Origin of the sequence: Variovorax sp. Root318D1 (genome assembly GCF_001424835.1) — a bacterium.
Classification (GTDB): Bacteria; Pseudomonadota; Gammaproteobacteria; order Burkholderiales; family Burkholderiaceae_C; genus Variovorax.
The window spans coordinates 1-25,865 of record NZ_LMCQ01000014.1; the positions used below are offsets into that span (position 1 = coordinate 1).

A 25,865-nucleotide genomic window follows, 5' to 3' on the forward strand; every position below is an offset into this window, starting at 1 on the left:
ACGACGAGATCCGCGGCATGCAGCAGCGCGCGCAGCCGAACACCGACAACATCATGCTGCGCGGCGTCGACTCCGCGCCCGTGCTGCCGGAAGCACCGCTGCCGCGTTCGTCCAACAGCAGTGGCAGCACCCGAATGGATGGCACCCAACTCATCCCGCTGGTGCAACCCGCCGCCGACAATCGTAAGCTCACGCCTTCTCCCTTGCACGGTGCCATGCGTCCCACCTCTGACCCCGCCAGCGGACAGGAGCTGCCGTAGCGAGCGAGTTGGAGGCAGCAGCAGCGGCATACCATCGACCCTCTCGAGCGTCGAGCTTGAGGTGAAGCGGCATCTCTTGGTCAATTGCCATCGTTAAGCGCCAAGGGTGCCCTCAAAAAAACCGCGTAGAACGCGGCCATCGAGTCTCAGGCCTCTGTTACCAAGCCCTTGCTTTGCGATATCGGTAACCTCAAGCACTCTGTTCCCGCCCGTCCTCGCCTATCCTCGGACCCGCATCAAGAGAAAGCACCTTGCCCCCGACCAAAGCCTCCGCCTCCCTGCCTCGCCCGGCGACCATGGCCGACGTCGCCGCGCGCGTCGGCGTTTCGAAGATGACGGTGTCGCGTGCGCTCAACCGCAGCACGGGCAGCGAACGGGCCACCTCGGAGGCGCTGCGCCAGCGCATCTTGCAGGCCTGCGAGGAGATGGGGTATGTCATCGACCAGACCGCGCGCACCTTCTCCAGCAAGCGCTCGGGCTTCGTCGCGGTGCTGATTCCGTCGCTCAACAACTCCAACTTTTCCGAGACCGCGCAAGGCATTGCCGCCGCACTGGAAGCGCGCGGGCTCCAACTGCTGCTGGGCTATACCGACTACCGCGTGGAAACCGAGGAGCGCCTTGTCCGCGCGATGCTCGCGCGCCGCCCCGAGGGCGTGATCCTCACCGGCGGCGCCCACACGCCCGCCGCGCGCGCCATGCTGCAGGCGGCCGGCATTCCGGTGGTCGAGACCTGGGACCTGCCAGCCACGCCCATCGAGCACACCGTCGGCTTCTCGAACGCACAAGCCGCCGCCGCGATGGTGCGGCACCTGCACGGCCAGGGCTACCGGCGCATCGCTTTCATTGGCGGCACCTCGAACCGAGACACGCGCGGCGCCGACCGCCAGCGCGGCTATGCCGAGGCGATCCGCGAACTGGGCCTGCCCGAGGCGCGCGTCATCAGCTTCGGCCAGCCCCCGATCTCAATGGCACAGGGCGGCGAGGCCGTGGTGCAGCTGATCCGGCAATGGCCGGACGTGGATGCGGTGATGTGCGTGTCTGACCTCTCGGCCTTCGGCGCGCTGATGGAATGCCAACGGCGAGGCTGGGACGTGCCGGGCCGCATCGCGATTGCGGGCTTCGGTGATTTCGAGGTGGCCCGCACCTCGCACCCGCGCATCACCACCGTCGCAGTGGACTGCGTGGGCATCGGGCGGGCCGCGGGCGAATTGCTGTTGCGCGTGATCGATGGCGCCCGCGAAGGCCATCGGCCACCCCCCGAAACGGTGCTGATCCCGTTCCGCGTCGAGCAGCGCGAAAGCTCCTGAGGCTGATCAGGCCGCGGCGGTTTCCGCGCCGGCGTCGGCAAAGTCGATCAGCACCTTCATCGCACGCTGGCGGTCGCTCGCCAGCTCGAAGGCCTCGCGTGCCTGCTGCATCGGGAAGGTGTGCGAGACGACCGGCGACAGATCGACCCGGCCTTCATTGATGAGCCGCACCGCCAGCGCGAACTCCGCGTGGAAGCGGAACGAGCCGCAGATGCTGAGCTCCTTCGCCACCACCATGTTCTGCGGAATGCTCACGTCGCCGCCCAGGCCCAACTGCACCACCACGCCGCGCGGGCGCATCACCTCCAGCCCATCGCGCAGGGCGCGCTCGTTGCCCGAGCATTCGAGCATCACGTCGAAAGTGCCTTTGTCGGCCGAATAGCGCGACACCCAGGCCTTGTCCTCTGCAACGTTGATGGTGTGGTCAGCGCCCATGGCGCGCGCAATGGCCAGTGGCTCGCCGACCACGTCGGTGGCGGTGATCTCGGCCGCGCCGTGCGCGCGCGCGGCCGCAATGGCCAGCACGCCGATGGGCCCGCAGCCCGACACCAGCACGCGCTTGCCCAAGAGCGGACCTGCGCGCGAGACGCCATGCAGTCCCACTGAAAACGGCTCGGCCAGCGCCGCCAGGCGCAGCGGCACATGCTCCGCCACCTTCACGCACTGCGTGGCCTCGCACAGCAGCATGTTGCGGAACGCGCCCTGCACGTGCGGCGTGCGCATGGCGCTGCCGTAGAAGCGCATGTCCAGGCACTGATTGGGCAGGCCCTCGAGGCAGAACTTGCAGGCGCCGCACGGGCGGCTCGGGTTGACGGCGACCTTGTCGCCGATGCGCACGCTGTCGACGCCGGGCGCCGTGGCGACCACGGTGCCCGCCACTTCATGGCCCAGCACCATCGGCTCCTTGATGCGCACGGTGCCGAAGCCGCCGTTGTGAAAGTAATGCAGGTCAGAGCCGCAGATGCCGCCCATGCCGACCTTCACCAGCACCTGGCCCGGGCCGATGTCTCCGGCGTCCTGTTCTTCCAGGCGCAAGTCATCGGGGGCATGGATCACGAGGCACATACAACGCATACGCATGGGGTTCTCCTTCAGGCCGTCAGGCGACCGGGGTAACGAGGGGCTGGCCACCGAAGTGGGCCTGCAGATTGCGGCGAACCAGTTCGCCCATGGCGCGGCGGGTCTCCTCGGTGCCGCTGCCATGGTGCGGATGCAGCACCACATTGTCGAGCGCCGCAAAGCGCGGGTCGATGCGCGGCTCGTTCAGGAACACGTCGAGCGCGGCGCCGGCGATGGTGCGCTGCTCCAACGCCTGCAGCAGGGCGCCCTCGTCCACCGTGGTGCCGCGCGACACATTCACCAGCCAGCCCTTGGGGCCGAGCGCCTGCAGCACCTCGGCATCGACGATGCCGCGCGTGGCCTCGCCGCCCGGCAGGATGACGATGAGCACGTCGCACCATTCGGCCATGGCCGTGAGATTGTTGAAGTGGCGCAGCGGGCTGCCTTCGCGCGCCGTGCGGCTGAAGTAGCCCAGCTCCATCTCGAAGCCCGAGAGCCGCCGCGCGATGGTGCTGCCGATGCGCCCGAAACCGGCGATGCCCACGCGCTGGCCGAAGACGCGCGTGGCCAACGACATCGGGCCCTTGGCCCATTCGCCGCTGCGCACGAAGCGGTCACCCGCCGGGATGCGCCGCTGCAGCGCGAGCGTGAGGCCCACGGCAAGGTCGGCGACGTCGCCGTTGAGCACGTCGGGAGTGTTGGTGACGCGGATGCCGCGCGCGCGGCAGGCCGCAAGGTCGATGCCGTCGGTGCCCACGCCGTAGCAGGCGATCAACTCCAGGTTGGGCAGCGACGCGATGAGCTCGGTGCTGGCGCCCAACTCGCCACGGGTTGCCACCGCGCGGATGGCCGGGGCGTGCTCGGCAATGAAAGCCTGGCGGTCGGTTGCTTCCCACCAGCGAAGTAGCGTGTAGTTCGCCTGCATCGGCGCCATGTCCCATTCCGGATAGGGGCCGGGCATCAGCACGTGCGGGGGTGTAGCGGCAACAGTCAAGCGGATCTCCTCGAGGGACGGCGCGGCGCGCGCAATATAGATACCGGTAACTTTAACCGCCGGCCGGGCTCGCATGAGGGAAGCTGCACGGAGGTTTTCACCATTGACGGATCAAATGGATACCGGTAACGTATTTGTATTAGTGCACCCAATCTCCTGGAGCTCCGCTTGAAACTGTTCGACCTCTCCGGGCGCACCGCCCTCATCACCGGCTCCAGCAAGGGCATCGGCTTTGCGCTGGCAGCGGCGCTGGGCTCGGCCGGCGCACGCATCGTGCTCAACGCGCGCGATCCCGCCGCACTCGAAGCCGCCCGCGACGCCTTGCGCGCCCGGGGTGTCGCGGCCGAAGCCATGGCCTTCGACGTGACCGACGCCGCCGCGGTGGAGGCGGGCGTGGCCCGCATCGAAGCCGAAGTCGGCGCCATCGACATCCTGGTCAACAACGCCGGCATGCAGCATCGCGGCCCGTTCGCGGAGTTTCCGATCGACGCCTGGCACAAGATCACCACCACCAACATCGACAGCGTGTTCTTTGTCGGCCGCTTCGTGGCGCAGCGCATGATCGAGCGCAAGCGCGGCAAGATCATCAACGTCTGCTCGGTGCAAAGCGAACTGGGCCGCCCGGGCATCGCGCCCTATGCCGCCACCAAGGGCGCGGTGAAGATGCTCACCAAGGGCATGGCCATCGACCTCGGCAAGCATGGCATCCAGGTCAACGGCCTGGGGCCGGGCTACTTCAAGACCGAGCTGACGCAGACGCTGGTGGCCGACGAGGCCTTTACCGCCTGGCTCTCCGGCCGCACCCCCGCCGGGCGCTGGGGCGACGTGGAAGAACTCGGCGGCGCGGCGATCTTTCTCGCGTCGGATGCGTCGAGCTTCGTCAACGGCCACATCCTGTACGTGGACGGCGGCATCACTGCCAGCCTCTGAATCCCATGGCCCTGCTGCAGCAACCGTACCGGGCGAGGCTGGCCGTGGTGGTCATGGGTGTGTCGGGCACCGGCAAGAGCAGCGTGGCCGCCAGTCTGGCCTGCGTGCTGGGCATGCCCTGGATCGACGGCGACGACTTGCACATGCCGGAGGCGGTGGCGCGCATGCGCGGCGGCGTGCCGCTCAGCGACGAGGACCGCTGGCCCTGGCTGGAGCGCATCGGTGCACGGCTGAGCGACGAAGCCGCGGCGCCGGCGGGCGTGGTGGTGGCGTGCTCGGCATTGAAGCGCGCCTACCGCGACCGCCTGCGCGCGGCGGCCCCGGGCGTGCACTTCGTGTGCCTCGATGGGCCGCGCGCACTGGTCCGGCACCGCCTGGAGGCGCGCAGCGGGCATTACATGCCGCCGGCGCTGCTCGACAGCCAGTTGCAGAGCTTCGAGAAGCCTGGCGCGGACGAGCCGGAGGTGCTGCACGCCGGCATCGACGAGCCCGTGCCGCTGATCGTGGCCTCCGTGGGGGCGCGGCTGATCGCCTTCGCGCAGGGGTGCGCCTTCCCAACGAAAATTGCCGCATGAGTTTTCCAAGCCAGCGCGTGGCCATCATCGGCGTCGGCATCATGGGCTCGGCCATTGCGCGCCGCCTGCTCGAATGCGGCCACGCGGTGTGCGTGTTCGACCTCGACGCCGCCAAGATCGCGGCGCTGACGCAGCAAGGGGCGCAGGGCGCCGCGAGCGCGGCCGTCGCCGCGGCGTCGGCCGACTTCGTCATCACCAGTCTCAATTCGGCCGCAGTGGTGGAGCGTGCGCTGTTCGGCGACGCCGGCGTGGCGGCTGCCGTGCCCGCGGATCCGCGCCGGCTGCTGATCGACATGTCTTCCATCGACCCGGTCTCCACGCGCCGGCTTGCCCAGCAGCTGCGCGAGCGCACGGGCATGGCCTTCGTCGATGCGCCGCTCTCGGGCGGCGCCCCCAAGGCCCTGCTCGGCCAGCTGACGGTCATGGCCGGCGGCAGCGAAGACGACGTGGCACGCGCGCGCGCCGTGATGGACAGCCTGTGCGCCAACTACACGCGCATGGGCGAAAGCGGCGCGGGCCAGACTACCAAGCTGGTCAACCAGCTGCTCTGCGCCATCGGTTTCCAGGCCGTGGCCGAGGCGGTGCGGCTGGCTGAAGCCGGCGGCGTCGATGCGTCGAAGCTGCACACCGCGCTGGCCGGCGGCCGGGCCGACAGCCAGATCCTGCGCGAGTTCGGTCCCAAGATGGCCGCGCGCGACTTCACGCCCACCGGCCGCATCGACAACATGCTCAAGGACCTCGAGGCGGTACAGGCTTTTGCGCAGGGCGAACGCCTGCCGCTGCCGCTGGCGGGCGCGGTTTCCGAGCTGCATCGCGCCTTCGTGGCGGCCGGTCTCGGGGCTGAAGACACGGCCGCCATGATGCGGCAGTTCAACGGCTACGCGCGCGACTGAAGCGCGCATTGGCCGCGCCCTGCGCGCGGCCCGACCACACATTTCAACCAGGAAAGAAGACACCCATGTTCATCCGTTGCGCGTTTTTCCGGGGCAAGGTCAAGGCCGGCATGGAAGAGGCTTTCGACCGGCACGTGCACGAGAAGCTGGTGCCGCTCTGGACCCGTTTTCCAGGCGTGCTCGAAGTGCGGGTGCTGCGCCAGATCGAAAGTGACGTGAGCGATCCAGAATTGGCCATGGTGCTGTCGACCCGCTATGCCAGCCGCGAAGACATCGCACTGGCGCTCGATTCGCCCGTGCGCTACGAAAGCCGAGAGCTCTCCAAGCACCTGTTCGAGATGTTCGACGGCACGGTCTTTCACACGGTGTTCAGCGCCGAAGAATTTCCGCTCGCCAACAGCTGATGCCGTAACGCTGGCCGACGGCGCTAGCCGCTGTCGACTTCGCCTTACTGGCGCTGCGCATGTCTCTCCGCTCCCCGGGAATTCCCGGATGCCCTTCGCGTTGCCCGAATGGGATAGTTAGTTCGCCCTTCAAACTAACTAATTTCTTACACGGCTTTTCGCCGGGCAACTTCCAAGGAGAGACATCGATGCAACTCAAGCACACCCTGGCCGCCATGGCCTTCGGCCTCACCGCAGTGGGCGCAGTGGCGCAGACCGTGGTCGGCGTGAGCTGGTCCAACTTCCAGGAAGAGCGTTGGAAGACCGACGAGGCCGCGATCAAGGCACAGCTCGAGAAGCTCGGCGCCAAGTACATCAGCGCCGACGCGGGCGGTTCGCCCGAGAAGCAGCTGGGCGACATCGAGGGGCTGATGTCCAAGGGTGCCAAGGCGCTCATCGTGCTGGCGATGGACAAGGACGCGATCCTTCCCGCCATCACAAAGGCCACGCGCCAGAAGGTGCCCGTGGTCGCATACGACCGTTTGATCGAGGCGCCGGGCGTCTTCTACATCACCTTCGACAACGTCGAGGTTGGCCGCATGGAGGCACGCGAGGTCTTCAAGGTCAAGCCCAAGGGCAACTACGTGATCATCAAGGGCTCGCCCAGCGACCCCAACGCCGACTTTCTGCGCGCGGGCCAGCAAGAGGTGCTGGATGCCGCCGTGAAGAAGGGCGACATCAAGATCGTCGGCGACGAATACACCGAAGGCTGGAAGCCCGAGGTCGCGCAGAAGAACATGGAGCAGATCCTCACCAAGGTCGGCAACAAGGTCGATGCGGTGGTGGCCGCCAACGACGGCACGGCCGGCGGCGCGGTGGCCGCGCTCACGGCCAAGGGCCTGCGCGGCGTTCCGGTATCGGGGCAGGATGCAGACTTTGCCGCGCTCAACCGCATCGCGCTGGGCACGCAGACGGCCACGGTCTTCAAGGACTCGCGAGAGCTCGGCCGCGAAGCCGCCAGCGCCGCCATTGCGCTCACGCAAGGCAAGCCGGTCGAGAAGGCCGCGCAGTGGAACTCGGGGCCGAAGAAGATCTCGCTTTCATCCCGCCTGCTCACGCCGGTGCCGATCACGCGCGACAACCTCGACGTGGTCGTGAAGGCCGGCTGGATCAAGAAGGACGAGCTCTGCAAGGGCGTCCCGGCCGCCAGCGCGCCTGCGGCCTGCAAGTAGCAACAGCGGCGAGCACAAGCGCTCGCCCATTGATTCGCGCAGCACTGCGCCGGCCGGCCTGCGGGCTCGGCCGGAGAGCCGCCGCGCACCCGTACCTTCGAGAGGGCAACTAAATGAGCAACCAAACACCAGGCTGGTGGCGGCGCACCGGCGTCGACCTGCGGCTGCTGTTGATGAGCGTGCTGCTGATCGCGATGGGCGTGGTCTTCAACGTGATGTCCGGCGGCGTCTTCCTGTCGCCCGAGAACCTCTACAACGTGGCGCAGCAGACGGCCGTTGTGGGCATCGTCGCGACGGTCATGGTGCTGGTCATCGTGGCGCGCCACATCGACTTGTCCGTGGGTTCGGTCATGGGCTTTGTCGGCGTATTGATCGCGTACCTGCAATACACATCGGGCTGGTCGTGGCCCACGGCCTGCCTGGCGGGCTTGGCCGTGGCACTGCTGGTGTCGATCTACCAGGGCTGGCTGACGGCCATGCTGGGCGTGCCGTCTTTCGTGGTCACGCTGGGCGGGCTGATGTCGTTCCGCGGCGCCGCGTTCCTCGTGGCCGACGGCAAGACGCAACCGGTGAACGACGAGTTCTTCCAGCGCCTGGGCGGCGGTTACGACGGCGGCATCGGCACCACCGCGACCTGGGTTCTCGCGGCGTTCGTGGCGGTGGTGTTGTTCGCGCGCATGCTGCAGAAGCGCCGCGCGCGCGCTCATCACGAGATGCCCAACGAGCCGCTGTGGCTGGAGCTGCTGCTGACCGCCGTGCCGGTGGCGGTGGTGTTCGTTTTTGCGGCCGTCATGAACAACTACCAGATCGCGTCGAAGGACGCGCCGCAGGGCCTGCCGATTCCGGTGCTCATCTGGGCCGTGGTGGCCATCGTGCTGTCGTTCATCGTGCACCGCACGCGCTTCGGACGCTACGTGTTCGCGATGGGCGGCAACCCGGATGCGGCCGCGCTGGTGGGCATTCCGGTGAAACGCGTCACGCTGATGCTGTTCGCACTGCTCGCGGTGCTGGTGACGGTGGCGGCCATCGTGTCGATTGCGCGGCTCAATGCCGGCACCAACTCCCTCGGTACGGGCATGGAGCTGTACGTGATCGCGGCCGCCGTGATTGGTGGCACGGCGCTCGCGGGCGGCAGCGGCTCGATCTTCGGCTCCGTGCTGGGCGCGCTCATCATGCAATCGCTCGACAGCGGCATGCTGCTGCTCGACGTGCCCATCGGCAAGCGCATGGTGATCATCGGACAGGTGCTGATCGTGGCGGTGGTGTTCGATGTTCTCTATCGCAAGCGCTTTGGAGAGAACTGAAATGAGCACCATCGACACATCCACGCCCCTCGTCGAACTGCGCGACATCCGCAAGGCCTTTGGCGGCGTGAAGGCGGTGGACGGCGTGAGCGTCAACCTTCATCCGGGCGAAGTGGTTGCGGTGCTCGGCCACAACGGTGCGGGCAAGTCCACGCTCATGAAGATGCTCGCGGGCGCCTACCCGATTGATTCTGGCGACACGCTGATCGAGGGCGAGAAGGTCCACATCCGCACGCCCGCCGAGGCGCAGGCGCTGGGCATCGAGACCATCTACCAGACGCTCGCGCTGGCCGACAACCTCGACTCCGTGTCCAACCTCTTTCTCGGCCGCGAAAAGATGACGCGCTGGAACACGCTCGACGATCATTTCATGGAAGTGCAGGCGCGCAAGGTGTTCCACCGCCTGAACAAGAACTTCACCAACATCCGCATTCCGGTGCGCCGCCTCTCGGGCGGGCAGCGGCAGGTGGTGGCGATCTCGCGCGCGCTGTACTTCAACGCGCGCATCCTCATCATGGACGAACCGTGCGCCGCGCTCGGCCCCGAAGAAACCGCGATGGTCGGCGGGCTCGTGAAGCAGCTTAAGGCCGATGGCGTCGGCATCTTTCTGATCACGCACGACATGCCCGACGTCTTCTCGCTGAGCGACCGCGTCGCGGTCATGAAGAACGGCAAGCTCGTCGGCACCTACCGCACCGCGGACGTCACCGAAGACGAAGTGCTCGGCATGATCATCGCCGGCAAGCGCCCCGAAGGAAAAGAGCAGGCGCACAGGTGAACGCAGGCGCGCTCGTGGTTCGCAGGTTGGGGGTCGGATCATGACCATCGGCGATCAGCAGTTGCTCAAGCGGATGAACCGCAGTGTCTTGCTGCGTTTGCTGCGCGCCCGCCCGGGTCTCTCGCGTGCGCGGCTTGCCGACGAAAGCGGCCTCACCAAATCGACCGTGAGCCTCCTGGTGCGCGAGCTGCTCGACGAGGGCTGGCTCAGCGAGGCGGGTACCACGGTTGCCGATGGTCTGGGGCGGCCTTCAACGCCGCTGCAGATCAACGTCGGCGTGCGCGCGTTGATGGGCGTCGAGATCGCCGTCGAAACGGTACGCCTGGCCTGCGTCTCGCTGCAGGGCGAGGTGCTCCATGCCGACACGCATGCGCTGACCGACAGCGCACCGGCCGGCGTCTGCGCGCAGGTCGCGCGCATGGCTGCGGAAGCGCACCTGCAGTTGAACGAACGGGGATTGCGCCTGTCGAGCATTGGCGTCTGCGTGCCCGGCGCGGTGGACGATTGCACCGGCGTGGTCCGCTTTGCGCCCAACCTCGGCTGGCGCAATGTGAGCCTGCTGCCCGCGCTCGAGCAAGCCTTTGCCGCGGCGGGCCTGCCGGGCGTCACGGTGCAGCTGCAGAACGATGCCGATGCCGCCGCGCTCGGCGAGTACGAGTTCTTCGGCGGCGAAGGCGGCGATCCGCTGATCTTCGTCAGCTGCGACGTGGGCGTGGGTGCCGGCGTGGTGCTGAACGACCGCCTCTTCACCGGCGCGCAAGGCATGGCGGGCGAGATCGGCCACACCATTCTGCAGATCGACGGGCCGTTGTGCTCGTGTGGGCGAAGAGGCTGCGCCGAAGCCTTCTTCGGCTCCCGCGCGCTGGAGCGTGAGGCGCCCGACACGGCGCGTGCGGCTGCCTTCTTCGGCGTGCTGCTGCAGAACCTGTGGGTCACCTTCGACCCGCGCGCCATCGTTCTCGGCGGCAAGTCGTGCACCCACCATCGCGGCCTGGCGCAGGCGGCTTTCGAGATGGTGAAGCGCCATGCCGATGCGGCCGGCATGCCCGCGCCCGAGCTGCGCCTGGCCCACCATGGCGAGCTGGCGCCGGCGGTGGGCGCGGCCGCGCTGGCGCTGCACGAGTACCTCCGGCCGCTTCAGCCCGATGCGCGCGCGCGCCGCGCACGCGCGGCACGCGAGTACGCGTTGCCTTCGGCCTGAAAATCGTTGGCGGGGCGCCGGCAGGTCCGCGGCACACCGCCGATGTATGGCGACTGCGCGTACGCCTGCGCACGGGTGCCTTGGCCTAGCTTCTGGGGTTTTCCGTCCCCCGGAAGAACCCGCCGGGCGCTGCGCTCTTGTCTTCCTCGCGCCATTCGCGCAGGCGTCGGTACAGGGTTCCACGCGACACGCCCAGCTGCCGCGCCGCCTGCGAAACGTTGCCGCCTTGCGCGGCCAGCGCTTCCTCGATCAGCTTGCGGCTGTGCTCGCGCAGGGTCTCGCTTTGGAGCGCCTCCGGCTCCGGTGCTTGCGAAGTGCCTCCTTCTGACGGTGCCGTCTCGATCGGTGCTGGCGCCGTCGCCATCGCACTGGTCTGGCCCGGCATCGCCACCGCGTGCCTGAAGTCCGCGCCGTCTGCGGCCTTGAGCCGCGCCTGCACCCACACGCCGAGCCCGCTGGCCAGGCGCAGCGGCTGGGCGGCTTCGCGCCGTTCCAGCCGCAGGAGGCTCGCGAGATCGTGGCCCAGCATGGACTCGACGTCACGCTCGCACGCCTCCTCGGGCAGGCGGCCGATCAGCCGCGCGCCGGCGCCGTTGAGCCAGGCGATGGTGCCGTCGGGCGCCACGCCCGCCAGAGCTTCCATCGGCGTGCCAAGCAAGCTGGGGCTGGCCTGAAAGCGCAGGATCAGGTGGTCGCGCGACTGGGCCTGCAGCAGCCGGTTCTCGATGGTGGTGGCGTAGAGCGCCACCATCGAGGCCGCGTCGAAACCGAAGCGCCGCGCCTCCATCGTGATGTCGAGCACACCGGCCAGGCGCCCCGTCACGTCGCGGATGGGCGCCGCGGCGCATTGCATCTGGGACAGCACGTCGAAGTAGTGCTCCGCGCCGTCGACAGTGCAGGCCTGCCCCGTGGTCGCGACGATGCCCGGCGCCGTGGTGCCGACCATGCGCTCTGAAATGTTCACGCCGACGCGCGCGGTCTTTCGCAGCACCGGCTGGTGCGCCCCGGCCGGGTGCTGCGTAACGTGCACCACCACGCCCTCGCCGTCGGTCAGGATCACGCGGGAGTCGGTGCCCGAGAGCGCGCTTTCCATGCTCGCAAGCTCTTGCTGCGCAACCTCGAGCAGTTCGCGATTGCGCGCCAACGTGGCGTGCAGCCGGCTCGGCGTGACCGCATCGAAGGGCACGATGCGTTGCCGGTCGCTGTGGTTGCGGGTGCAGCGCAGCCACGACTGGATCACCGCTTCGCCGACGAGCCCCGAGGGGCGCACGCCTTCCTCGAAGAACTGCTGCCGCGCGAGCGCAACGCGCTGCGCCGGCGTGGTGGAAAAGAGTTGGCGCGGCGCAGTGGCCGTGCCCAGCCTTTCGAAAGCCATGCTGTTCGCTGCTCCTCGAAGTCGGGGGAACCAGGAAATGGGGAAATCGTGACCCCCTCGAATGTGTTCTGCAATGGAACAGCGCCAGACTGGGGAAATCCCGAGGGTGAAGGAAAGGGCCACAAAAACGATCCTTGCGGCACAAAGGAGACTCACGATGACAAAGATCCACGCCGGGCTGCTTCCGCTCGCCGTTGCATGGCTGTGCCTGGGCGCATCGACTGCTTCGGCCCAGGCGGCCGGAACCCCGCAGGAGCGCGCCGCTACGGCCGTCCAGCGGGTGAACGGCAACTTCATCCGCGACAACGCGGCACAGAAGAAGACCCCTGACTGGCCGAGCTACGGCCTGGATTACGCCGAGTCGCGCTTCAGCAAGCTCGACCAAGTGAACGCCGGCAACGTGAAGCAGCTGGGCCTGATGTGGTCGTACAACCTCGAGTCGACGCGCGGCGTGGAAGCCACGCCGCTGGTGGTCGATGGCGTGATGTACGTCACCGCGTCATGGAGCGTGGTGCACGCGATCGACACGCGTACCGGGCAGAAGCTCTGGACCTTCGATCCGCAGGTCGACAAGGCCAAGGGCTTCCGCGGCTGCTGCGACGTGGTGAACCGCGGCGTGGCGCTGTACGAAGGCCGGGTCTACGTGGCGGCCTACGACGGCCGCCTCATTGCGCTCGACGCGGCCACGGGCCAGAAGGTCTGGGAAAAGAACACCATCGAGGGGCAGAAGGGTTCCTACACCATCACCGGCGCGCCGCGCGTCTTCAAGGGCAAGGTCATCATCGGCAACGGCGGCGCCGAGTACGGCGTGCGCGGCTACGTCACCGCCTACGACGCGAAGACCGGCGACCAGAAGTGGCGCTGGTTCGTGGTGCCGGGCGATCCGAGCAAGCCTTTCGAGGACGAATCGATGGCGCGCGCCGCCAAGACCTGGGATCCGAGCGGCAAGTACTGGGAGGCGGGCGGTGGCGGCACCGCATGGGACAGCTTCGCTTTCGACCCCGAGCTGAACCTCATGTACGTGGGCACCGGCAACGGCTCGCCCTGGGCACGCAGCAAGCGAAGCCCCAGCGGCGGAGACAACCTCTACTTGGGCTCGGTGGTGGCCCTGAACCCCGACACCGGAAAGTACGTGTGGCACTACCAGGAGACCCCCGGCGACAACTGGGACTACACCTCCACCCAGTCGATGATCCTGGCCAACGTCAAGCTTGGCGGCAAGGCGCGCAAGGTGCTGCTGCACGCGCCGAAGAACGGATTTTTCTTCGTCATCGACCGCACCAACGGCAAGTTCATCTCGGCGAAGAATTTCGTCGAAGTGAACTGGGCCACCGGCTACGACAAGAACGGCCGGCCCATCGAGATTGCCGCCGCGCGCCAGAACGAAAAGCCCGGCGACAGCATCCCGGGCCCCTTCGGCGCTCACAACTGGCACCCGATGTCGTTCAACCCGCAGACGGGCCTCGCCTACCTGCCCGCGCAGAACGTGCCGATCAACCTGATGGACGACAAGGACTGGAAGTTCGACCAGAACGTGCCCGGCCGACCGCACGGAGGAATGGGCTGGAACACCGCCATGTTCGCCAATGCCGAGCCGCCCAAGAGCAAGCCCTTCGGCCGTCTCATCGCCTGGGACCCGGTGGCGCAGAAGGAAGCCTGGGGCGTGGACTACGCCTCGCCCTGGAACGGCGGCACGCTCACCACGGCAGGCAACCTCGTGTTCCAGGGCACGGCCGATGGTCGCCTGCTGGCCTACAACGCCAAGACCGGCGAAAAGCTCTGGGAGACCCCCACCGGTACCGGCGTGGTCGCGGCCCCGTCCACCTACATGGTCGACGGCAAGCAGTACGTGTCGGTCGCAGTGGGCTGGGGCGGTGTGTACGGCCTCGCGCAGCGCGCCACCGAGCGGCAGGGCCCGGGCACGGTCTACACCTTCGCGGTCGGCGGCACGGCCAAGATGCCCGAGTTCGTGCAGTACCGCATGAGCAAGCTGGTCGAGGGCGTGAAGTACGACCCCGCCAAGGTGCAGGCCGGCACCATGCTCTATGTGAGCAACTGCGTTTTCTGCCACGGCGTGCCGGGCGTGGACCGCGGCGGCAACATTCCGAACCTCGGCTACATGGATGCCGCCTACATCCAGAACCTGGACAAGTTCGTTCTCAACGGTCCTGCCGTGGGGCGCGGCATGCCCGACTTCACGGGCAAGCTCTCGGCCGAAGAAATCGAGAGCATCAAGGCCTTCATCCAGGGCACGGCGGACGCGATCCGGCCCAAGTAAGGACGACAAGGCAGAGCGGGCCGGTCAGCCCGCGAGCCGCAGTTCGTGGATAAGGCCCGCCACGTTGCTCACCTGCAGCTTGTCGTAGATCGACTGGATGTGGTTGCGCACCGTGGCGGGCGAGCGGCTCAAAATGGTGGCGATGTCCTTGTGGGTATCGCCCCTGGCGAGCAGCTCGGCAATGGTGTGCTCGCGCGGCGTGAGACTGTCGGCGCGGCAGCGCTTGCGCACGCTCAGGAACAGCAGGCGCTGTTCGAGCCGGTACGACACTGCGACATGCCGGCCCAGGTAGGCGGACTGCACCGTCATGAAATGTTCCAGCAGCGACTGCGGCAACGCCTGGCGCGGCCAGCCGGCGAACTCTTCCTGCATCAGCGCGACGAAGGTCACGTCGCAGTGATAGATCGCGCCTTTCAGGTCGGCGATGGCTGAGCCGCGGGGCTGCACGCCGGAGGTCGGCGAGAGCGTCCGGTCCAGGTGCATCACGCGGTTGAGCGCCAGTGCCTGCATGAGGTGCGGCGACAGGCTGGCCAGGAGGCTCACTTCCTCGGGCTTGCAATGCGCGTCCGGGTCGGCGCGGAACAGCGAGAACCAGTGCATGAAGTTGGACCGCGGGTCGCTGTCCATCGTGATGAAGATGTTGTTCTGGTCATAGCGCTGCACGTAGTCCAGAAACGGCGCGTACTTGGGCCCGCTCCACCAGCTCGCCGAGTTGAAGCCTCTCGTGGCATGTCCCTTGCCGAAGAAGCTCGCGGCTGCGGAGTCGAGGTGCTTGAAGGACTCGTACTCCATCATCATCTCGGGCGTTTTGCGGTGCAGGTGCAGCGTGTGCACCTCGATTCCCTCGTCGGCTGTGGTGGCCGTGCCCCACATCGACGCGTCGAAGGACAGCACCGGCTTGATGAGGTCGAGCGCGGCATCCTGGAAGGCGCTGATCGGCAGCTCGTGCGAGAGCCGGTAGAGCTGCAGCAGCAGCTCGCTGAAGTCGTGCAGTGCGGCCGGTCGGGTCATCGCTGCAGTCTTTCATTGCGCCTTCTCAGTGCGCATCCCATATTCCGGTGATTTGTTCTTCGGCACGCCGACGGACTTCAAGAATGGTGCATTTGCATCATTTTTTTTGGAGAAGTGAAAGCTATTGTTTGCGGGGCCTCCGGTTGCCAGAGGTGTCCAACCTTTTTAGAAGAGCTCATCCATGCCACATCTCACCCGCAAACTCCCCCATGTCTTGTCCGCTGTCACCTTGGCGCTCCTCTCAGCGTGCGGAGGTGGCGGAGGCGGGAGCGGCGGCGGGTTCGGCTTCATTCCTCCGGCTTCGACGTCGAATGGCGGCGGCGGCGGCGACCAACCCGCGGCCGCCACGACGCTGAGCGGCACGGTCGCCACCGGCGCGGCCTTTGCGGGCGCGGCGCTCACGGTGTTCGACCAGACCGGTGCCAAGGTCTGCGAAGTGACCACCACGGCCGAAGGCACCTACAGCTGCTCGCTGCCGGCCGGCACCAAGGCGCCGCTGGTCATCCAGGCCGTGCGGGACGACCTGACCCTGTACAGCACCACCGCGAGCACCGCCACCGGCACCACGAACGTGACGCCGCTCACCACCATCATCGTGGCGCAGCTTTCGCCCAACGGCGATCCCTCGCAGCTGGCCGCCGCGATCCAGGCCGATGCCGGCGCCGTCACGGCCGGATCGATCGGCGACCAAGTGGCGAAGCTGGTTGCCGCACTGCAGCCGCTCCTCACCGCGCTCAACCTGAGCATTGACCCGATGAGCGGCGAGTTCGCGGCCAACGGCACGGGGCAGGACCGCGTGCTGGACGCCATCAACGTGTCGGTCCGCCCGGACGGCACAGCCGCCAACATCGAGATCACCGTGAAGACGCTGCCCGCCGGTGAAGACAGCCCGCCGGTGTCGATCGTCTTTCGCAGCGGCGATGCCGTCATTGCAACGCTGCCCCCCGTCGATACGGCCTCCCTGGTGTCGCCACCCACGCCGGCCATGGTGCAGGCCCTGCTCGACCGCATCAACGCCTGCTATGCGCTGCCGCTCGCACAGCGCGTCGACAGCCCCATCGAGTCGGACGGCAATGCCTACGGCAGCGCCGCCAACGTGGTGGCGCCGGCGTGCCGCACGCTGTTCGTGGGCGACGACCCGGCCAGCTTCGTCTCGGCCGGCGCGCCCGTTGGCCGCGTGAGCAGCGGTGCGCGCCGCTCGTTCGAAAGCCTGTTCCGCTTCGGTCCCACCAACCTGAAGCACGATCGTGGCAACTTCGAATACTTCCATGCCAACGGGGACATTGCGCTGACGTTTCGCTGGACCGACGTCATCGGCAACACCGACAACGACTTCATCAACGCGAAGATCGTGGACGGCGCGCTGAAGCTCACCGGAAACAGCAACACCTACCGCGCGGCCGTGCGGCCGCAGCTCGAGAAGAAGGACTATCTGAAGCACCAGAACCTGGTCTTCCATTCCGTCGGCTACGTCATTTCGATCGACAACGTGCGCGACGGCAACGGTGACCCGATCCTTTCGAAGGTGGTGGCGACCACGGCATCGCTGCCGGGCAAGGAATTGGTCCTGGTGCCCAAGACCGGCCTGAACACGCTGGTGCTCACGCCGGACGGCACTGCGGGCTCGGCGTTGAACTCGGCGCTGTGGCGCATGTCCGCGCGCTACCTGGATCCAGCCCAGACCGGCAGCCCGAGCGATTTCGAGAATGCCAACCTCTTTGCCACGCCGCCGTACACCGACGAGCAGCTCGGCAAGATCGCCGACCAGACCGTGTGGAAACTGGAGTTCTTCCGCGCGGACGGCACAACGCCGAATGTCGTGCAATACGTGCGCACCTTCTCCCGTGTGCCCACCATTGCGGAGGCAGTGCAGACCCCCCTGGTGGAACTCGCACCTGCCTTGCGCGCCGAACTGCTCGCGGAAAGCCAGAACACCGCGCGCGGCATCGTCTTCGGAGCGCCGACCCCGTCGGAGCCCAACAACGTCGATTTCAGCGCCGATGGCGACCTCGACGGCTGGGTGGTTCCGAACGGCGCGCTCGCGCCTACCTCGTTCGGCGTCTTCGGCCGCGCGCCCGGCCCCAGCGGCGCCCGCTTCAGCGAAACCGTGACCGTGCGCAGCACGGCCCGCAAGGCGATGGTCTATTGCCAGCCCGTGGGCGGCAGCGACGCGCACTGCGTACCGGCCGACAACAACAGCTGGCAGTACGCCCAGGGCGCGTCGCTGAGCACCTTCAGCTTCACGGCACGCACCGCGCGTCAAGTCGACGTGCGCAAGAACTTCGAAGTCTGGACCGTCACGCTTCCCTGAGCTTCCTGCTGTCACCGCCATGAAAAAAGCCGCCGGACCTGAGGGCCCGGCGGCTTTTTCTTGAGACCGAGAAGATCAGTCGGCGTACACGCCGGCAGCCTTGATGATCGGGCCCCACTTGGCGATTTCAGCCGAGACGAACTTCTTGTGCTCGGCCGGCTCGACGCGCTTGTCGGTGGTAATCACCGCGCCAAGGCCTTCCTGGCGCTTGATGAACCCCGGGTCCTTCATGGCGGCCCGGATGGCTTCGTTGAGCTTCTTCACCACCGGCGCCGGCGTGCCCTTGGGCGCGTACACGCCGTGCCAGATGGTGACTTCGAAGTCCTTCAGGCCCGATTCGGCGAGCGTGGGCAGGTCTTTCAGGACCGCTGGCGTGGTCAGGCGCTTGGACGTGGTCACGGCATAGGCCTTGACCTTCTTGGCTTCGATCTGCGACGTGGTGTTGGTGGTCTGGTCGCACAAGAGGTCGATCTGGCCGCCCAGCAGGTCGGCAATGGCTGGCGCGGTGCCCTTGTAGGGAACCGCCGTCATGTCGGTCTTGAGCGCGCTCTGGAACAGCAGGCCGCACAGGTGCGAGGCTGCGCCCAGGCCGGCGTTGCCGAGGTTGATCTTGCCCTTGTTGGCCTCGATCCAGCTCGTCAGTTCCTTGTAGTTGTTGGCCGGCAGGCCCGGCTTGCCGATGAGCGTCATCGGCACTTCATTGACCATGCCGAGGTATTCGAAGTCGTTCTCGACGTTGAACGGCAGCTTGCGGTACAGCGCCGGCATTGTCGACATGGCAATGTGGTTCAGCAGCAGCGTGTGGCCGTCGGGTGCGGCGCGGGCCACCTTGGTGGTGCCGATGGAGCTGCCGGCGCCCGCGGTGTTGTCCACCACGATCGTCGTGCCGAGGGTCTTCTGCATGGCTTCAGCCAGGTCGCGCGCCACGCGGTCGGTCGGGCCGCCGGCTGTGAAAGGCACTACCAGCGTGACGGTCTTGCCCGCAGGGAAATCCTGGGCGAAAACGCCGGTGGCGGCAGCGGCAATCGCCGTAAATGCAAGCAATTTCTTCATGATGTCTCCCGACGATTGAAATGAAAACGGCCGCGATCATAAGGGCTGACCACGGCCTGACCCATAGCGAATAGCCCTAGGAACGTGCCAAAAGGCGCTCTTTACTCGGGCATGATGCGCGCTCGCAAATCGCGCCTGGGGAGGCGCGAAGAAAAACCATAAACACGGCAGGCCCGAGGGCCGCATCGAGGAGGAATTTCCAAATGGATCCATGGGTCTATCCGCGCGAGCGCTCGCTCGGCATCATCACGCTCGCGCTCGGCCTTCTGGTCTGGGTGCTGTTGGTGCTCGGCACGCTGGGCATTGCGCTGGTCTACGTGCTGTTCGGCTTCATTGCCTACGTATTCGCTCAATCGGCCGTCATTGCCTGGATCAAGGGCACGGCCGTGAAGCTTTCGCCCACCCAGTTGCCCGAGCTGCATGCGCGCTTCGAGGCCTGCTGCGGATATCTCGGCATTCAGCAACCGCCCGAGGCCTACCTGCTGCATGGCGACGGCATGTTCAATGCCTTTGCCACCCGCTTCTTCGGCCGCAACTTCGTCGTTCTGCTGTCCGACGTGGTCGATGCGATGGAAGCCCAGCCCGACGGCATCAACTTCTACATCGGTCACGAGCTCGGCCACATCCGCCGCGGCCACCTCACGGGCCATATCTGGCGCGCTCCGGTGCTCTGGCTGCCACTGCTCGGCGCCGCCTATTCCCGCGCGAAGGAATACACCTGCGACCTGCATGGCGCCGCCTGCTGCGAGCAGCCCGACTCCGCGCCCCGCGCACTCGTGGCGCTGGCCGCCGGTGCGCAGCAATGGCGCAACGTCGACCTGCAGCGCTACGCCGACCAGTCGGTGGGCAACGGCGGGTTCTGGGGCTCGTTCCATGAAGTGATCGCCGGCTACCCCTGGCTCACCAAGCGCGTGGCGCGCACCATCGACGCCGACGCGAAGCTGCCGAGCCGCAATCCCGTGGCTTACGTGCTCGCGATCTTCGTGCCCTACACCGGCCGTGCCGGCGGCGGTGCGCTGGCGTTGGTGATGGTGGTCGCCATCATCGGCGTGCTGGCCGCGGTGGCCATCCCGGCCTACAAGGAATACCAGACCCGCGCGGTCGTTTCCCAGGCTTGGTCGGAGGCCGCGCCGGTGCGCGAAGCGCTCGGCAACTACTACAAGCAGAAGGAAGAGATTCCCGACTCGCTCTCGATCGCCGGCGCACCCGAAAGCCTGCCCGGCGGCGCGGAGTTGACGCTGGATTCGGACACCATGGTGGTCGAAGTCGCGCTTCCAAAGGCGGCAGGCAAGCTGCTCATGGAGCCCTCGGCCACCGACGACGGCATTGCGTGGAACTGCGTGGCCGGTGACGACCTGGCTGATAAGGCACTGCCGATCGCCTGCCGCAAATAGCGGCAAACCGAACGACATATACAGTCGTAAGAGAAGTTTGCCGGCCGTTGAACTGTCCGACAGGCGGACCCGACGCGTGCCGATGCCCTCCACGGGGGTGGGTTCTAGGGTGAAGTCTTTGTTGCCATCACCAGGCATCCAACAAGGAGAACTTCACCCATGCCCATCACCTCATCCTCGCTGGACGGAATGAAGGTTGCCATCCTCGTGTCGGACGGCTTCGAACAGGCCGAGATGACCGAGCCACGCAAAGCGCTCGAAAGTGCGGGCGCAGAGACGCAGGTCGTCTCGCCGCTCGACGGCAGCGTGCGCGGCTGGAAGCACCTCGAACCGGCCGACACCTTCGAGGTCGACGTGCCGCTCAAGAACGCCAATGCCGATGACTTCGATGCGCTGCTGCTGCCCGGCGGCGTGGTCAACCCCGACGCACTGCGAATCAACCAGAAGGCCGTGGCCTTCGTGCGCGCATTCGTCGAATCGGGCAAACCCATTGCCGCCATCTGCCATGGTCCGTGGACGCTCATCAACGCCGATGGCGTCAAGGGCCGAAAGCTGACGTCGTGGCCTTCGCTGCGCGCCGACCTGATGAATGCGGGCGCGACATGGATCGACAAGGAAGTGGTGGTCGACAGCGGCCTGGTGACGAGCCGCAGGCCCGACGACCTGCCCGCATTCAACCGCGAAATGACGAAGCTGTTCGAACTCGCGCATGAAGCCGCGCTTCACTGAGAACCGACTGTTGATCGCATGTCGCTGACCGTGCAGGTGCTTCAAGCCGCAGCGCCCGGTCCGGTGTAGAGCGCACGCGGCACGGCCGGTCTTCGTGTCGCCGCCGCCTTCCGGTACGCTCGCAGCTTTCGCATCGCCGGCCCCATACGTTCGAGTGATGCGCCAAGCAAGGCGAAAGCGTTCCAGTCCCATGGCGGCATCTTCTTCATTCGATCGCACCCAGCAACTGCCCAGACATTTCGCATGGATTGCCGTGGCGGTCGCTGCGGCCCTTTTCGTCGTGAACATGGCGGTGCTGCTGCTGCCGTCCTCGCCGCACAGCGAGCAGATGCGGAGTGTGTACGCGCAACCGGGCGTGTGGGTTCCGCTCTTGTCGCGCGTCGCCACGGTGTGGTTGCTGGCCGCGACCCTGGCGTGGAGCCATGCGCGCAAGGCGCTCGACGAGCGCGGCGCGGCCCGCATCGCGCAGCTTCGCGCGCCTGCCAGCCGCTTCGGCGTCGTGTACCTCGCGGCGATGGTGATCAACTTTCTTGTCTTGACGCCGCTGTTCTACCAGGCGCAGGTGCTCTTCATGCCAGGCGGTCCGCTGCACCAGCACGTCGACACGTACGGCATGCGATCGCTCATGGCCACGTCGATGCTGATCCAGTCTGCCCTCCAGATGCTCGTGCTCGTCGCAAGCGTGTGGCTCGCTGCCAAGTTCGCGCTGCGCGAGCGCAGCACGGCCCCCACCGCTGAATCGCCTGCCGCGCTAGACCCCGGCATGGATGCGTCGACTCGCAACGCCGTCGCACTCGTGGCGGCCGCGACTTTCGTCTCGCTGCAGCTATGGGTCGGCAACGCCGCGAGCGGCTGGGTCGACACGTCGAGGGACTCGGCCTTGTTGCCGCTTCTTCTCGGCTGGTTCGGCGTGCCGCTGCTTGTCTTTGCACTGGCGTTCTGGGGCAGCTGGCTGGGCGCCGCTCCGGAGCCCGCGCAAGCGCGTCCCTTCCGGGCCGTGGCGGCCGCGGCGTCGGCCTTCGTGCTGCTGCAGGTGGCCTGCGCTGCCTTGGCAATTGGCGGGCTGCTGTGGATTGCAGGCGCGAGTTCCTCCGGCCGCAGCAGCGACAGTCGCCTCGTGATGTTCGCCGCCGGGATGGTGGCGATCTACCTCGTGCTGCTGGTGGTGCTGCTGCGCACGGTCACGCGCCGGTTCTACCGCCGCTACTTGTAGCTGCGCGCGTCCTCGATCACCTTGCCGTCGTTCGGCAGGGTGCCCGGTGCCACCAGTTCGATGGTTCCGCGCAGCTTGGTCACTTCGCGCACCGCATCGGCAATGCGCGCATCGAGTCCGGCGGGTGCGCCGTCGCATTCGAGCCTGAAAATCATCTGGTCGTCGCCCATCTCGCCCGAGACCACGAGGCGCGCGCGCTGTATCTCCGGAAAGCGCCGCGCGATCTCCGCCACCTGCGAGGGATGCACGAACATGCCGCGCACCTTGGTGGTCTGGTCGGCGCGGCCGAGCCAGCCCTTGATGCGCTTGTTGGTGCGGCCGGTGGGGCAGGTGCCCGCGAGCATGGCGGAAAGATCGCCGGTGCCAAAGCGCACCAGCGGATAGTCGGGGTTGAAGGTGGTCACCACGATCTCGCCCACTTCGCCGTCGGGCACCGGGTCGCCGGTGCCGGGCCGCACGATTTCTACCAGCACGCCTTCGTCGATCACCAGGCCTTCGCGTGCGCTGGTTTCGTAGGCGATGAGGCCGAGATCGGCGGTGGCGTAGCACTGCGTGCCCTTCACGCCGTGCGCGGCGATCCAATCGTGCAGGCTGGGCGGAAAGGCCTCGCCGGAAACGAGGGCCTTGGTGAGCGAAGGCAGCTTCAGGCCTTTTTCCTCGGCCTTTTCCAGCAGGATCTTCAGGAAGCTCGGCGTGCCGGCATAGCCTTCGGGCTGGAGGTCGGCCATCGCCTCGAGCTGCTGCTCGGTCTGGCCGGTGCCGCCCGCGAACACGGTGCAGCCCATGGCGCGTGCGCCGCTCTCCATGATGGAGCCGGCCGGCGTCATGTGATAGCTGAAGCTGTTGTGGATGAGCTCGCCAGTGCGAAAGCCGGCCGCATGCAGCGCACGCGCCGTGCGCCAGTAGTCGCGCGCTTCGCCTTCGGGTTCGTAGATGGTGCCGGGGCTTGCGAACACGCGCGGCATGCGCGAGCCGCGGCCGATGGCGGAAAAGCCGCCGAAGGGGTCGTCGGCGCGCCGCTGCTTCTGCAGTTCGAGCAGTTCGGTCTTGCGTGTGACGGGCAGCTTGGCGAGTGCTTCGCGTGTCGTGATGTCGCCGGGCTTCACGCCATCGAGGATTTTGGCGAACGCAGGTGCGGCGGTCTGGGCCTGCGCGATCTGCTTCGGCAGCGCAGCCAGAAGGTCGCGCTCGCGCTCGGCGGGGTCGCGGATTTCGAGGGCGTCGTAGTGGTCGGTCATAGTTTCAATGCCCTTCTTCATCAGATGGCGAGCGCAGCGAAGCCCGTTCGCGAGCACCCGCGGAACCGGCTTTGCCGGGCTGCCGGGTGCGCCCCCTAGAGGGGGGAATCGAGCTACACGAAGTGAGCGAGGAACGGGGGTGGGCCATTACGCCAGCCACCTCTTGCGCCGCTTGTAGCTCTTCACGTCACGGAAACTCTTGCGATCCGCGCCCCCGACCCCAAGGTAGAACTCCTTCACGTCCTCGTTCTCGCGCAGGCTCTTGGCCTCGCCGTCCATCACGATGCGGCCGTTCTCCAGGATGTAGCCGTAGTCGGCATAGCGTAGCGCCATGTTGGTGTTCTGCTCGGCCAGCAGAAAGGTCACACGTTCGTTGGTGTTGAGGTCTTTCACGATCTCGAACACCTCCTCGACGATCTGCGGCGCGAGCCCCATCGAGGGTTCGTCGAGCAGCACCATCGTCGGGTTGGCCATCAGCGCGCGGCCGATGGCGCACATTTGCTGCTCGCCGCCCGACGTGTAGGCGGCTTGCGAAGTGCGGCGCGTCTTGAGCCGCGGGAAATAAGCGTAAACCTTCTCCAACGTCTCGGCGATTGCCGCCTTGCCGTCGGTACGCGTGTAGGCGCCGGTCATCAGGTTCTCTTCGATGGTCAGGTGCGCGAAGCAATGCCGGCCTTCCATCACCTGGATAAGGCCGCGCTTGACCAGTTCAGAAGGCGAAAGCGCCTCGATGCGTTCGCCGCGCAGCTCGATGGTGCCCTTGGTCACCGCGCCGCGCTCACCCGCGAGCAGGTTGCTCACGGCGCGCAGCGTGGTGGTCTTGCCAGCACCATTGCCGCCCAGCAGCGCCACGATGCCGCCCTCGGGCACCACGAGCGAGACGCCCTTGAGCACGAGGATCACGTGGTTGTAGATAACCTCAATGCCGTTGACGTTGAGGACGATGCTGGATGAACTCATGGTGTTTCCAAGGACTGGCGAAGACTGGGGGTGGGCCTATAGCCTCAGCTCTGGCAATCGGCCGGGGTGCGCGCCGTGAGCTTCTTTTCGGCCGCGTACTTGGCGGCAGTCGACTTCACCAGAGGCTTGATGATCTGCTCATCGGCCTGCAGCCAGTCGGACGTGAACTTCCACGCCTTGCCGTCCCAGGTGTGGATGCGCGCCCAGGCCGCGCCCATATGGTCGGTGCACGAGGTGCTGATCGGGCGCATCACGCCGGCAAAACCCAGGGCATCGAGCTTGGCTTGCGTGAGGCTGAGATTTTCCAGCCCCCAGCGCACCTGTTCGCCCGTCATGACCTTGCCCTTGCCAAAGCGCTCCTGCGCAGAGCGGATGCCCTCCACGCCGAGCATCGCGCTCATGGCGCCGCGCATGTAGAGCACCTGTCCCACTTCTTCCTTCGGGCCCGTGCCCTGGTTCTTGTCGTGCAGCATCGAGACCACGTCCTTCGCGAGCTTCGATTGCGGCTCGGCACCGTGCTGCATGGTCACGGCGTTGTAGCCCTTGGCGCCGTCGCCCACGTCCTTCACGTCGGGTTCTGCGCCGGCCCACCACACGCCGTACATCTTTTCGCGGGCGAAGCCGGTGGCCTGTGCTTCCTTGAGTGCAGTCGAATTCATCACGCCCCAGCCCCACAGCAGCACGAAGTCGGGCCGGGCCTGGCGCACTTGCAGCCAGGTGGCCTTCTGCTCGACGCCGGGCGCCGTTACCGGCAGCAGCTGCAGATCGAAGCCGTGCATCTTCGCGCGCTCCTGGAGCAGAGGGATCGGCTCCTTGCCGTACGGGCTGTCGTGATAGATCAGGGCGATTTTCTTGCCCTTGAGCTTGTCGAGCCCGCCTTCCTTCAGGGCGATGGCCTGGATGATCGCGTCGGCCGCCACCCAGTAGGTGCCGGCAATCGGGAAGTTCCACTTGAACACCGTGCCGTCGGCGCTCTCGCTGCGGCCATAGCCCACGGTCACCACGGGGATCTTGTCGACAGGGGCCTTCTCGGTGATGGCGAAGGTGGCGCCGGTGGACAACGGCTGCACCAGGGAGGCGCCGCCGTTCTTGCCCTTCAGGCGCTCGTAGCATTCCACGCTGCGCGCCGTGTCATAGCCGGTTTCGCATTCCTCGAAGGAAAGCTTCACGCCGTTGATGCCGCCGCGCGCGTTCACCAGCTTGAGGTAGTCGACATAGCCGTTGGCCCAGGGCGTTCCGTTCGGCGCATAGGCGCCGGTGCGGTACGACAGCACGGGAATGAACTGCTCCTTGGCCTGCGCGAACGCAGGGGCCGCGCCCGCCAGCGCGGACGCGATGGCCACGGCGAGTGCGAGTGATTTCAGCTTCATGGTTGTCTCCTGGTTGG

The 25,865-nt window shown here is 66.8% G+C and carries 22 protein-coding genes and 1 pseudogene; 15 read left to right on the forward strand and 8 right to left on the reverse strand.

Going from position 1 to position 25,865, the window contains the following annotated elements:
• Nucleotides 1–260: pseudogene (locus ASC78_RS27635) on the forward strand (type II secretion system secretin GspD); the annotation flags it as partial.
• 296 nt (nucleotides 261–556) lie between these two features.
• Nucleotides 557–1,567, forward strand: a complete 1,011-nt coding sequence (locus ASC78_RS13930) for a LacI family DNA-binding transcriptional regulator (RefSeq protein ID WP_055802309.1) — start codon at nucleotides 557–559, stop codon at nucleotides 1,565–1,567.
• 6 nt (nucleotides 1,568–1,573) lie between these two features.
• Here ASC78_RS13930 and ASC78_RS13935 read toward each other — a convergent pair whose 3' ends face one another.
• Both ASC78_RS13935 and ASC78_RS13940 read right to left on the reverse strand, forming a co-directional pair.
• Nucleotides 1,574–2,647: an L-idonate 5-dehydrogenase gene (locus ASC78_RS13935; RefSeq protein WP_055802370.1), complete on the reverse strand. Its 1,074-nt coding sequence runs from the start codon at nucleotides 2,645–2,647 to the stop codon at nucleotides 1,574–1,576.
• Between the two features lie 19 nt (nucleotides 2,648–2,666).
• A complete protein-coding gene (locus tag ASC78_RS13940; RefSeq protein WP_055802311.1) occupies nucleotides 2,667–3,620 on the reverse strand; it encodes a 2-hydroxyacid dehydrogenase in 954 nt (317 codons plus the stop codon).
• Between the two features lie 168 nt (nucleotides 3,621–3,788).
• Here ASC78_RS13940 and ASC78_RS13945 point away from each other — a divergent pair, with 168 nt between their 5' ends.
• The 8 genes from ASC78_RS13945 (at nucleotide 3,789) to ASC78_RS13980 (ending at nucleotide 10,916) form a co-directional block, all read left to right on the forward strand.
• Nucleotides 3,789–4,550, forward strand: coding sequence for a glucose 1-dehydrogenase (locus ASC78_RS13945; RefSeq protein WP_055802312.1), 762 nt, complete (start codon nucleotides 3,789–3,791; stop codon nucleotides 4,548–4,550).
• 5 nt (nucleotides 4,551–4,555) lie between these two features.
• Nucleotides 4,556–5,125, forward strand: coding sequence for a gluconokinase (locus tag ASC78_RS13950; protein WP_055802314.1), 570 nt, complete (start codon nucleotides 4,556–4,558; stop codon nucleotides 5,123–5,125).
• Nucleotides 5,122–6,018, forward strand: a complete 897-nt coding sequence (locus ASC78_RS13955; RefSeq protein WP_055802316.1) for an NAD(P)-dependent oxidoreductase — start codon at nucleotides 5,122–5,124, stop codon at nucleotides 6,016–6,018. Before ASC78_RS13950 ends, ASC78_RS13955 begins: the two co-directional genes overlap by 4 nt.
• Nucleotides 6,019–6,083: 65 nt before the next feature.
• Nucleotides 6,084–6,422, forward strand: coding sequence for a hypothetical protein (locus ASC78_RS13960; protein ID WP_055802319.1), 339 nt, complete (start codon nucleotides 6,084–6,086; stop codon nucleotides 6,420–6,422).
• A gap of 188 nt (nucleotides 6,423–6,610) precedes the next feature.
• Complete coding sequence (gene xylF, locus ASC78_RS13965; RefSeq protein WP_055802321.1) at nucleotides 6,611–7,633, forward strand: D-xylose ABC transporter substrate-binding protein; 1,023 nt, start codon at nucleotides 6,611–6,613, stop codon at nucleotides 7,631–7,633.
• 113 nt (nucleotides 7,634–7,746) lie between these two features.
• Nucleotides 7,747–8,937, forward strand: coding sequence for a sugar ABC transporter permease (locus ASC78_RS13970; RefSeq protein WP_055802322.1), 1,191 nt, complete (start codon nucleotides 7,747–7,749; stop codon nucleotides 8,935–8,937).
• A 1-nt stretch (nucleotide 8,938) separates the two neighbouring features.
• Nucleotides 8,939–9,715 carry an ATP-binding cassette domain-containing protein gene (locus tag ASC78_RS13975; RefSeq protein ID WP_055802324.1) on the forward strand — a complete coding sequence of 259 codons (777 nt, stop codon included), beginning with the start codon at nucleotides 8,939–8,941 and terminating at the stop codon, nucleotides 9,713–9,715.
• Nucleotides 9,716–9,755: 40 nt separating this feature from the next.
• The gene (locus ASC78_RS13980; RefSeq protein WP_055802326.1) at nucleotides 9,756–10,916 is read left to right on the forward strand and encodes an ROK family transcriptional regulator; all 1,161 of its coding nucleotides are present in this window, start codon (nucleotides 9,756–9,758) and stop codon (nucleotides 10,914–10,916) included.
• A gap of 85 nt (nucleotides 10,917–11,001) precedes the next feature.
• Here ASC78_RS13980 and ASC78_RS13985 read toward each other — a convergent pair whose 3' ends face one another.
• Nucleotides 11,002–12,291, reverse strand: coding sequence for a helix-turn-helix domain-containing protein (locus ASC78_RS13985; protein WP_055802328.1), 1,290 nt, complete (start codon nucleotides 12,289–12,291; stop codon nucleotides 11,002–11,004).
• Between the two features lie 157 nt (nucleotides 12,292–12,448).
• Here ASC78_RS13985 and ASC78_RS13990 point away from each other — a divergent pair, with 157 nt between their 5' ends.
• On the forward strand, nucleotides 12,449–14,569 hold the full coding sequence (locus tag ASC78_RS13990; RefSeq protein WP_055802330.1) for a PQQ-dependent dehydrogenase, methanol/ethanol family: 2,121 nt from the start codon (nucleotides 12,449–12,451) through the stop codon (nucleotides 14,567–14,569).
• Nucleotides 14,570–14,593: 24 nt separating this feature from the next.
• Here ASC78_RS13990 and ASC78_RS13995 read toward each other — a convergent pair whose 3' ends face one another.
• Complete coding sequence (locus ASC78_RS13995; protein WP_055802332.1) at nucleotides 14,594–15,580, reverse strand: helix-turn-helix domain-containing protein; 987 nt, start codon at nucleotides 15,578–15,580, stop codon at nucleotides 14,594–14,596.
• 181 nt (nucleotides 15,581–15,761) lie between these two features.
• On the opposite strand from ASC78_RS13995, the gene ASC78_RS14000 reads away from it, so the two are divergent.
• Nucleotides 15,762–17,891 (forward strand): hypothetical protein, encoded by a 2,130-nt coding sequence (locus ASC78_RS14000; protein WP_055802334.1) that lies wholly within the window; start codon nucleotides 15,762–15,764, stop codon nucleotides 17,889–17,891.
• Between the two features lie 75 nt (nucleotides 17,892–17,966).
• On the opposite strand, the gene ASC78_RS14005 is transcribed toward ASC78_RS14000, so the two are convergent.
• The gene (locus ASC78_RS14005; RefSeq protein ID WP_055802336.1) at nucleotides 17,967–18,944 is read right to left on the reverse strand and encodes a tripartite tricarboxylate transporter substrate-binding protein; all 978 of its coding nucleotides are present in this window, start codon (nucleotides 18,942–18,944) and stop codon (nucleotides 17,967–17,969) included.
• A gap of 203 nt (nucleotides 18,945–19,147) precedes the next feature.
• Here ASC78_RS14005 and ASC78_RS14010 point away from each other — a divergent pair, with 203 nt between their 5' ends.
• From ASC78_RS14010 to ASC78_RS14020, 3 genes are all read left to right on the forward strand, one after another.
• Nucleotides 19,148–20,338 (forward strand): M48 family metalloprotease, encoded by a 1,191-nt coding sequence (locus ASC78_RS14010; protein WP_055802338.1) that lies wholly within the window; start codon nucleotides 19,148–19,150, stop codon nucleotides 20,336–20,338.
• A 159-nt stretch (nucleotides 20,339–20,497) separates the two neighbouring features.
• Nucleotides 20,498–21,067, forward strand: coding sequence for a type 1 glutamine amidotransferase domain-containing protein (locus tag ASC78_RS14015; protein WP_055802340.1), 570 nt, complete (start codon nucleotides 20,498–20,500; stop codon nucleotides 21,065–21,067).
• A 190-nt stretch (nucleotides 21,068–21,257) separates the two neighbouring features.
• The gene (locus tag ASC78_RS14020; protein WP_055802342.1) at nucleotides 21,258–22,280 is read left to right on the forward strand and encodes a hypothetical protein; all 1,023 of its coding nucleotides are present in this window, start codon (nucleotides 21,258–21,260) and stop codon (nucleotides 22,278–22,280) included.
• Here ASC78_RS14020 and ASC78_RS14025 read toward each other — a convergent pair.
• The 3 genes from ASC78_RS14025 to ASC78_RS14035 all read right to left on the reverse strand — a co-directional run bounded on the left by ASC78_RS14025 (nucleotide 22,271) and on the right by ASC78_RS14035 (nucleotide 25,848).
• On the reverse strand, nucleotides 22,271–23,518 hold the full coding sequence (locus ASC78_RS14025; protein ID WP_055802372.1) for a phenylacetate--CoA ligase family protein: 1,248 nt from the start codon (nucleotides 23,516–23,518) through the stop codon (nucleotides 22,271–22,273). The two genes, ASC78_RS14020 and ASC78_RS14025, sit on opposite strands and share 10 nt — an antisense overlap.
• Before the next feature lie 147 nt (nucleotides 23,519–23,665).
• A complete protein-coding gene (locus ASC78_RS14030; RefSeq protein WP_055802344.1) occupies nucleotides 23,666–24,478 on the reverse strand; it encodes an ABC transporter ATP-binding protein in 813 nt (270 codons plus the stop codon).
• A gap of 44 nt (nucleotides 24,479–24,522) precedes the next feature.
• The gene (locus ASC78_RS14035; RefSeq protein WP_055802346.1) at nucleotides 24,523–25,848 is read right to left on the reverse strand and encodes an ABC transporter substrate-binding protein; all 1,326 of its coding nucleotides are present in this window, start codon (nucleotides 25,846–25,848) and stop codon (nucleotides 24,523–24,525) included.
• Nucleotides 25,849–25,865: the final 17 nt, after the last annotated feature.

Bases quoted from the DNA above. Each gene is read 5' to 3' on its own strand.
- ASC78_RS13930 (WP_055802309.1), top strand. From the start codon at position 557: ATGGCCGACGTCGCCGCGCGCGTCGGCGTTTCGAAGATGACGGTGTCG.
- ASC78_RS13935 (WP_055802370.1), bottom strand. From the start codon at position 2,647: ATGCGTATGCGTTGTATGTGCCTCGTGATCCATGCCCCCGATGACTTG.
- ASC78_RS13950 (WP_055802314.1), top strand. From the start codon at position 4,556: ATGGCCCTGCTGCAGCAACCGTACCGGGCGAGGCTGGCCGTGGTGGTC.
- ASC78_RS13955 (WP_055802316.1), top strand. From the start codon at position 5,122: ATGAGTTTTCCAAGCCAGCGCGTGGCCATCATCGGCGTCGGCATCATG.
- ASC78_RS13960 (WP_055802319.1), top strand. From the start codon at position 6,084: ATGTTCATCCGTTGCGCGTTTTTCCGGGGCAAGGTCAAGGCCGGCATG.
- xylF (WP_055802321.1), top strand. From the start codon at position 6,611: ATGCAACTCAAGCACACCCTGGCCGCCATGGCCTTCGGCCTCACCGCA.
- ASC78_RS13970 (WP_055802322.1), top strand. From the start codon at position 7,747: ATGAGCAACCAAACACCAGGCTGGTGGCGGCGCACCGGCGTCGACCTG.
- ASC78_RS13975 (WP_055802324.1), top strand. From the start codon at position 8,939: ATGAGCACCATCGACACATCCACGCCCCTCGTCGAACTGCGCGACATC.
- ASC78_RS13980 (WP_055802326.1), top strand. From the start codon at position 9,756: ATGACCATCGGCGATCAGCAGTTGCTCAAGCGGATGAACCGCAGTGTC.
- ASC78_RS13985 (WP_055802328.1), bottom strand. From the start codon at position 12,291: ATGGCTTTCGAAAGGCTGGGCACGGCCACTGCGCCGCGCCAACTCTTT.
- ASC78_RS13990 (WP_055802330.1), top strand. From the start codon at position 12,449: ATGACAAAGATCCACGCCGGGCTGCTTCCGCTCGCCGTTGCATGGCTG.
- ASC78_RS13995 (WP_055802332.1), bottom strand. From the start codon at position 15,580: ATGACCCGACCGGCCGCACTGCACGACTTCAGCGAGCTGCTGCTGCAG.
- ASC78_RS14000 (WP_055802334.1), top strand. From the start codon at position 15,762: ATGCCACATCTCACCCGCAAACTCCCCCATGTCTTGTCCGCTGTCACC.
- ASC78_RS14005 (WP_055802336.1), bottom strand. From the start codon at position 18,944: ATGAAGAAATTGCTTGCATTTACGGCGATTGCCGCTGCCGCCACCGGC.
- ASC78_RS14010 (WP_055802338.1), top strand. From the start codon at position 19,148: ATGGATCCATGGGTCTATCCGCGCGAGCGCTCGCTCGGCATCATCACG.
- ASC78_RS14015 (WP_055802340.1), top strand. From the start codon at position 20,498: ATGCCCATCACCTCATCCTCGCTGGACGGAATGAAGGTTGCCATCCTC.
- ASC78_RS14020 (WP_055802342.1), top strand. From the start codon at position 21,258: ATGGCGGCATCTTCTTCATTCGATCGCACCCAGCAACTGCCCAGACAT.
- ASC78_RS14025 (WP_055802372.1), bottom strand. From the start codon at position 23,518: ATGACCGACCACTACGACGCCCTCGAAATCCGCGACCCCGCCGAGCGC.
- ASC78_RS14030 (WP_055802344.1), bottom strand. From the start codon at position 24,478: ATGAGTTCATCCAGCATCGTCCTCAACGTCAACGGCATTGAGGTTATC.
- ASC78_RS14035 (WP_055802346.1), bottom strand. From the start codon at position 25,848: ATGAAGCTGAAATCACTCGCACTCGCCGTGGCCATCGCGTCCGCGCTG.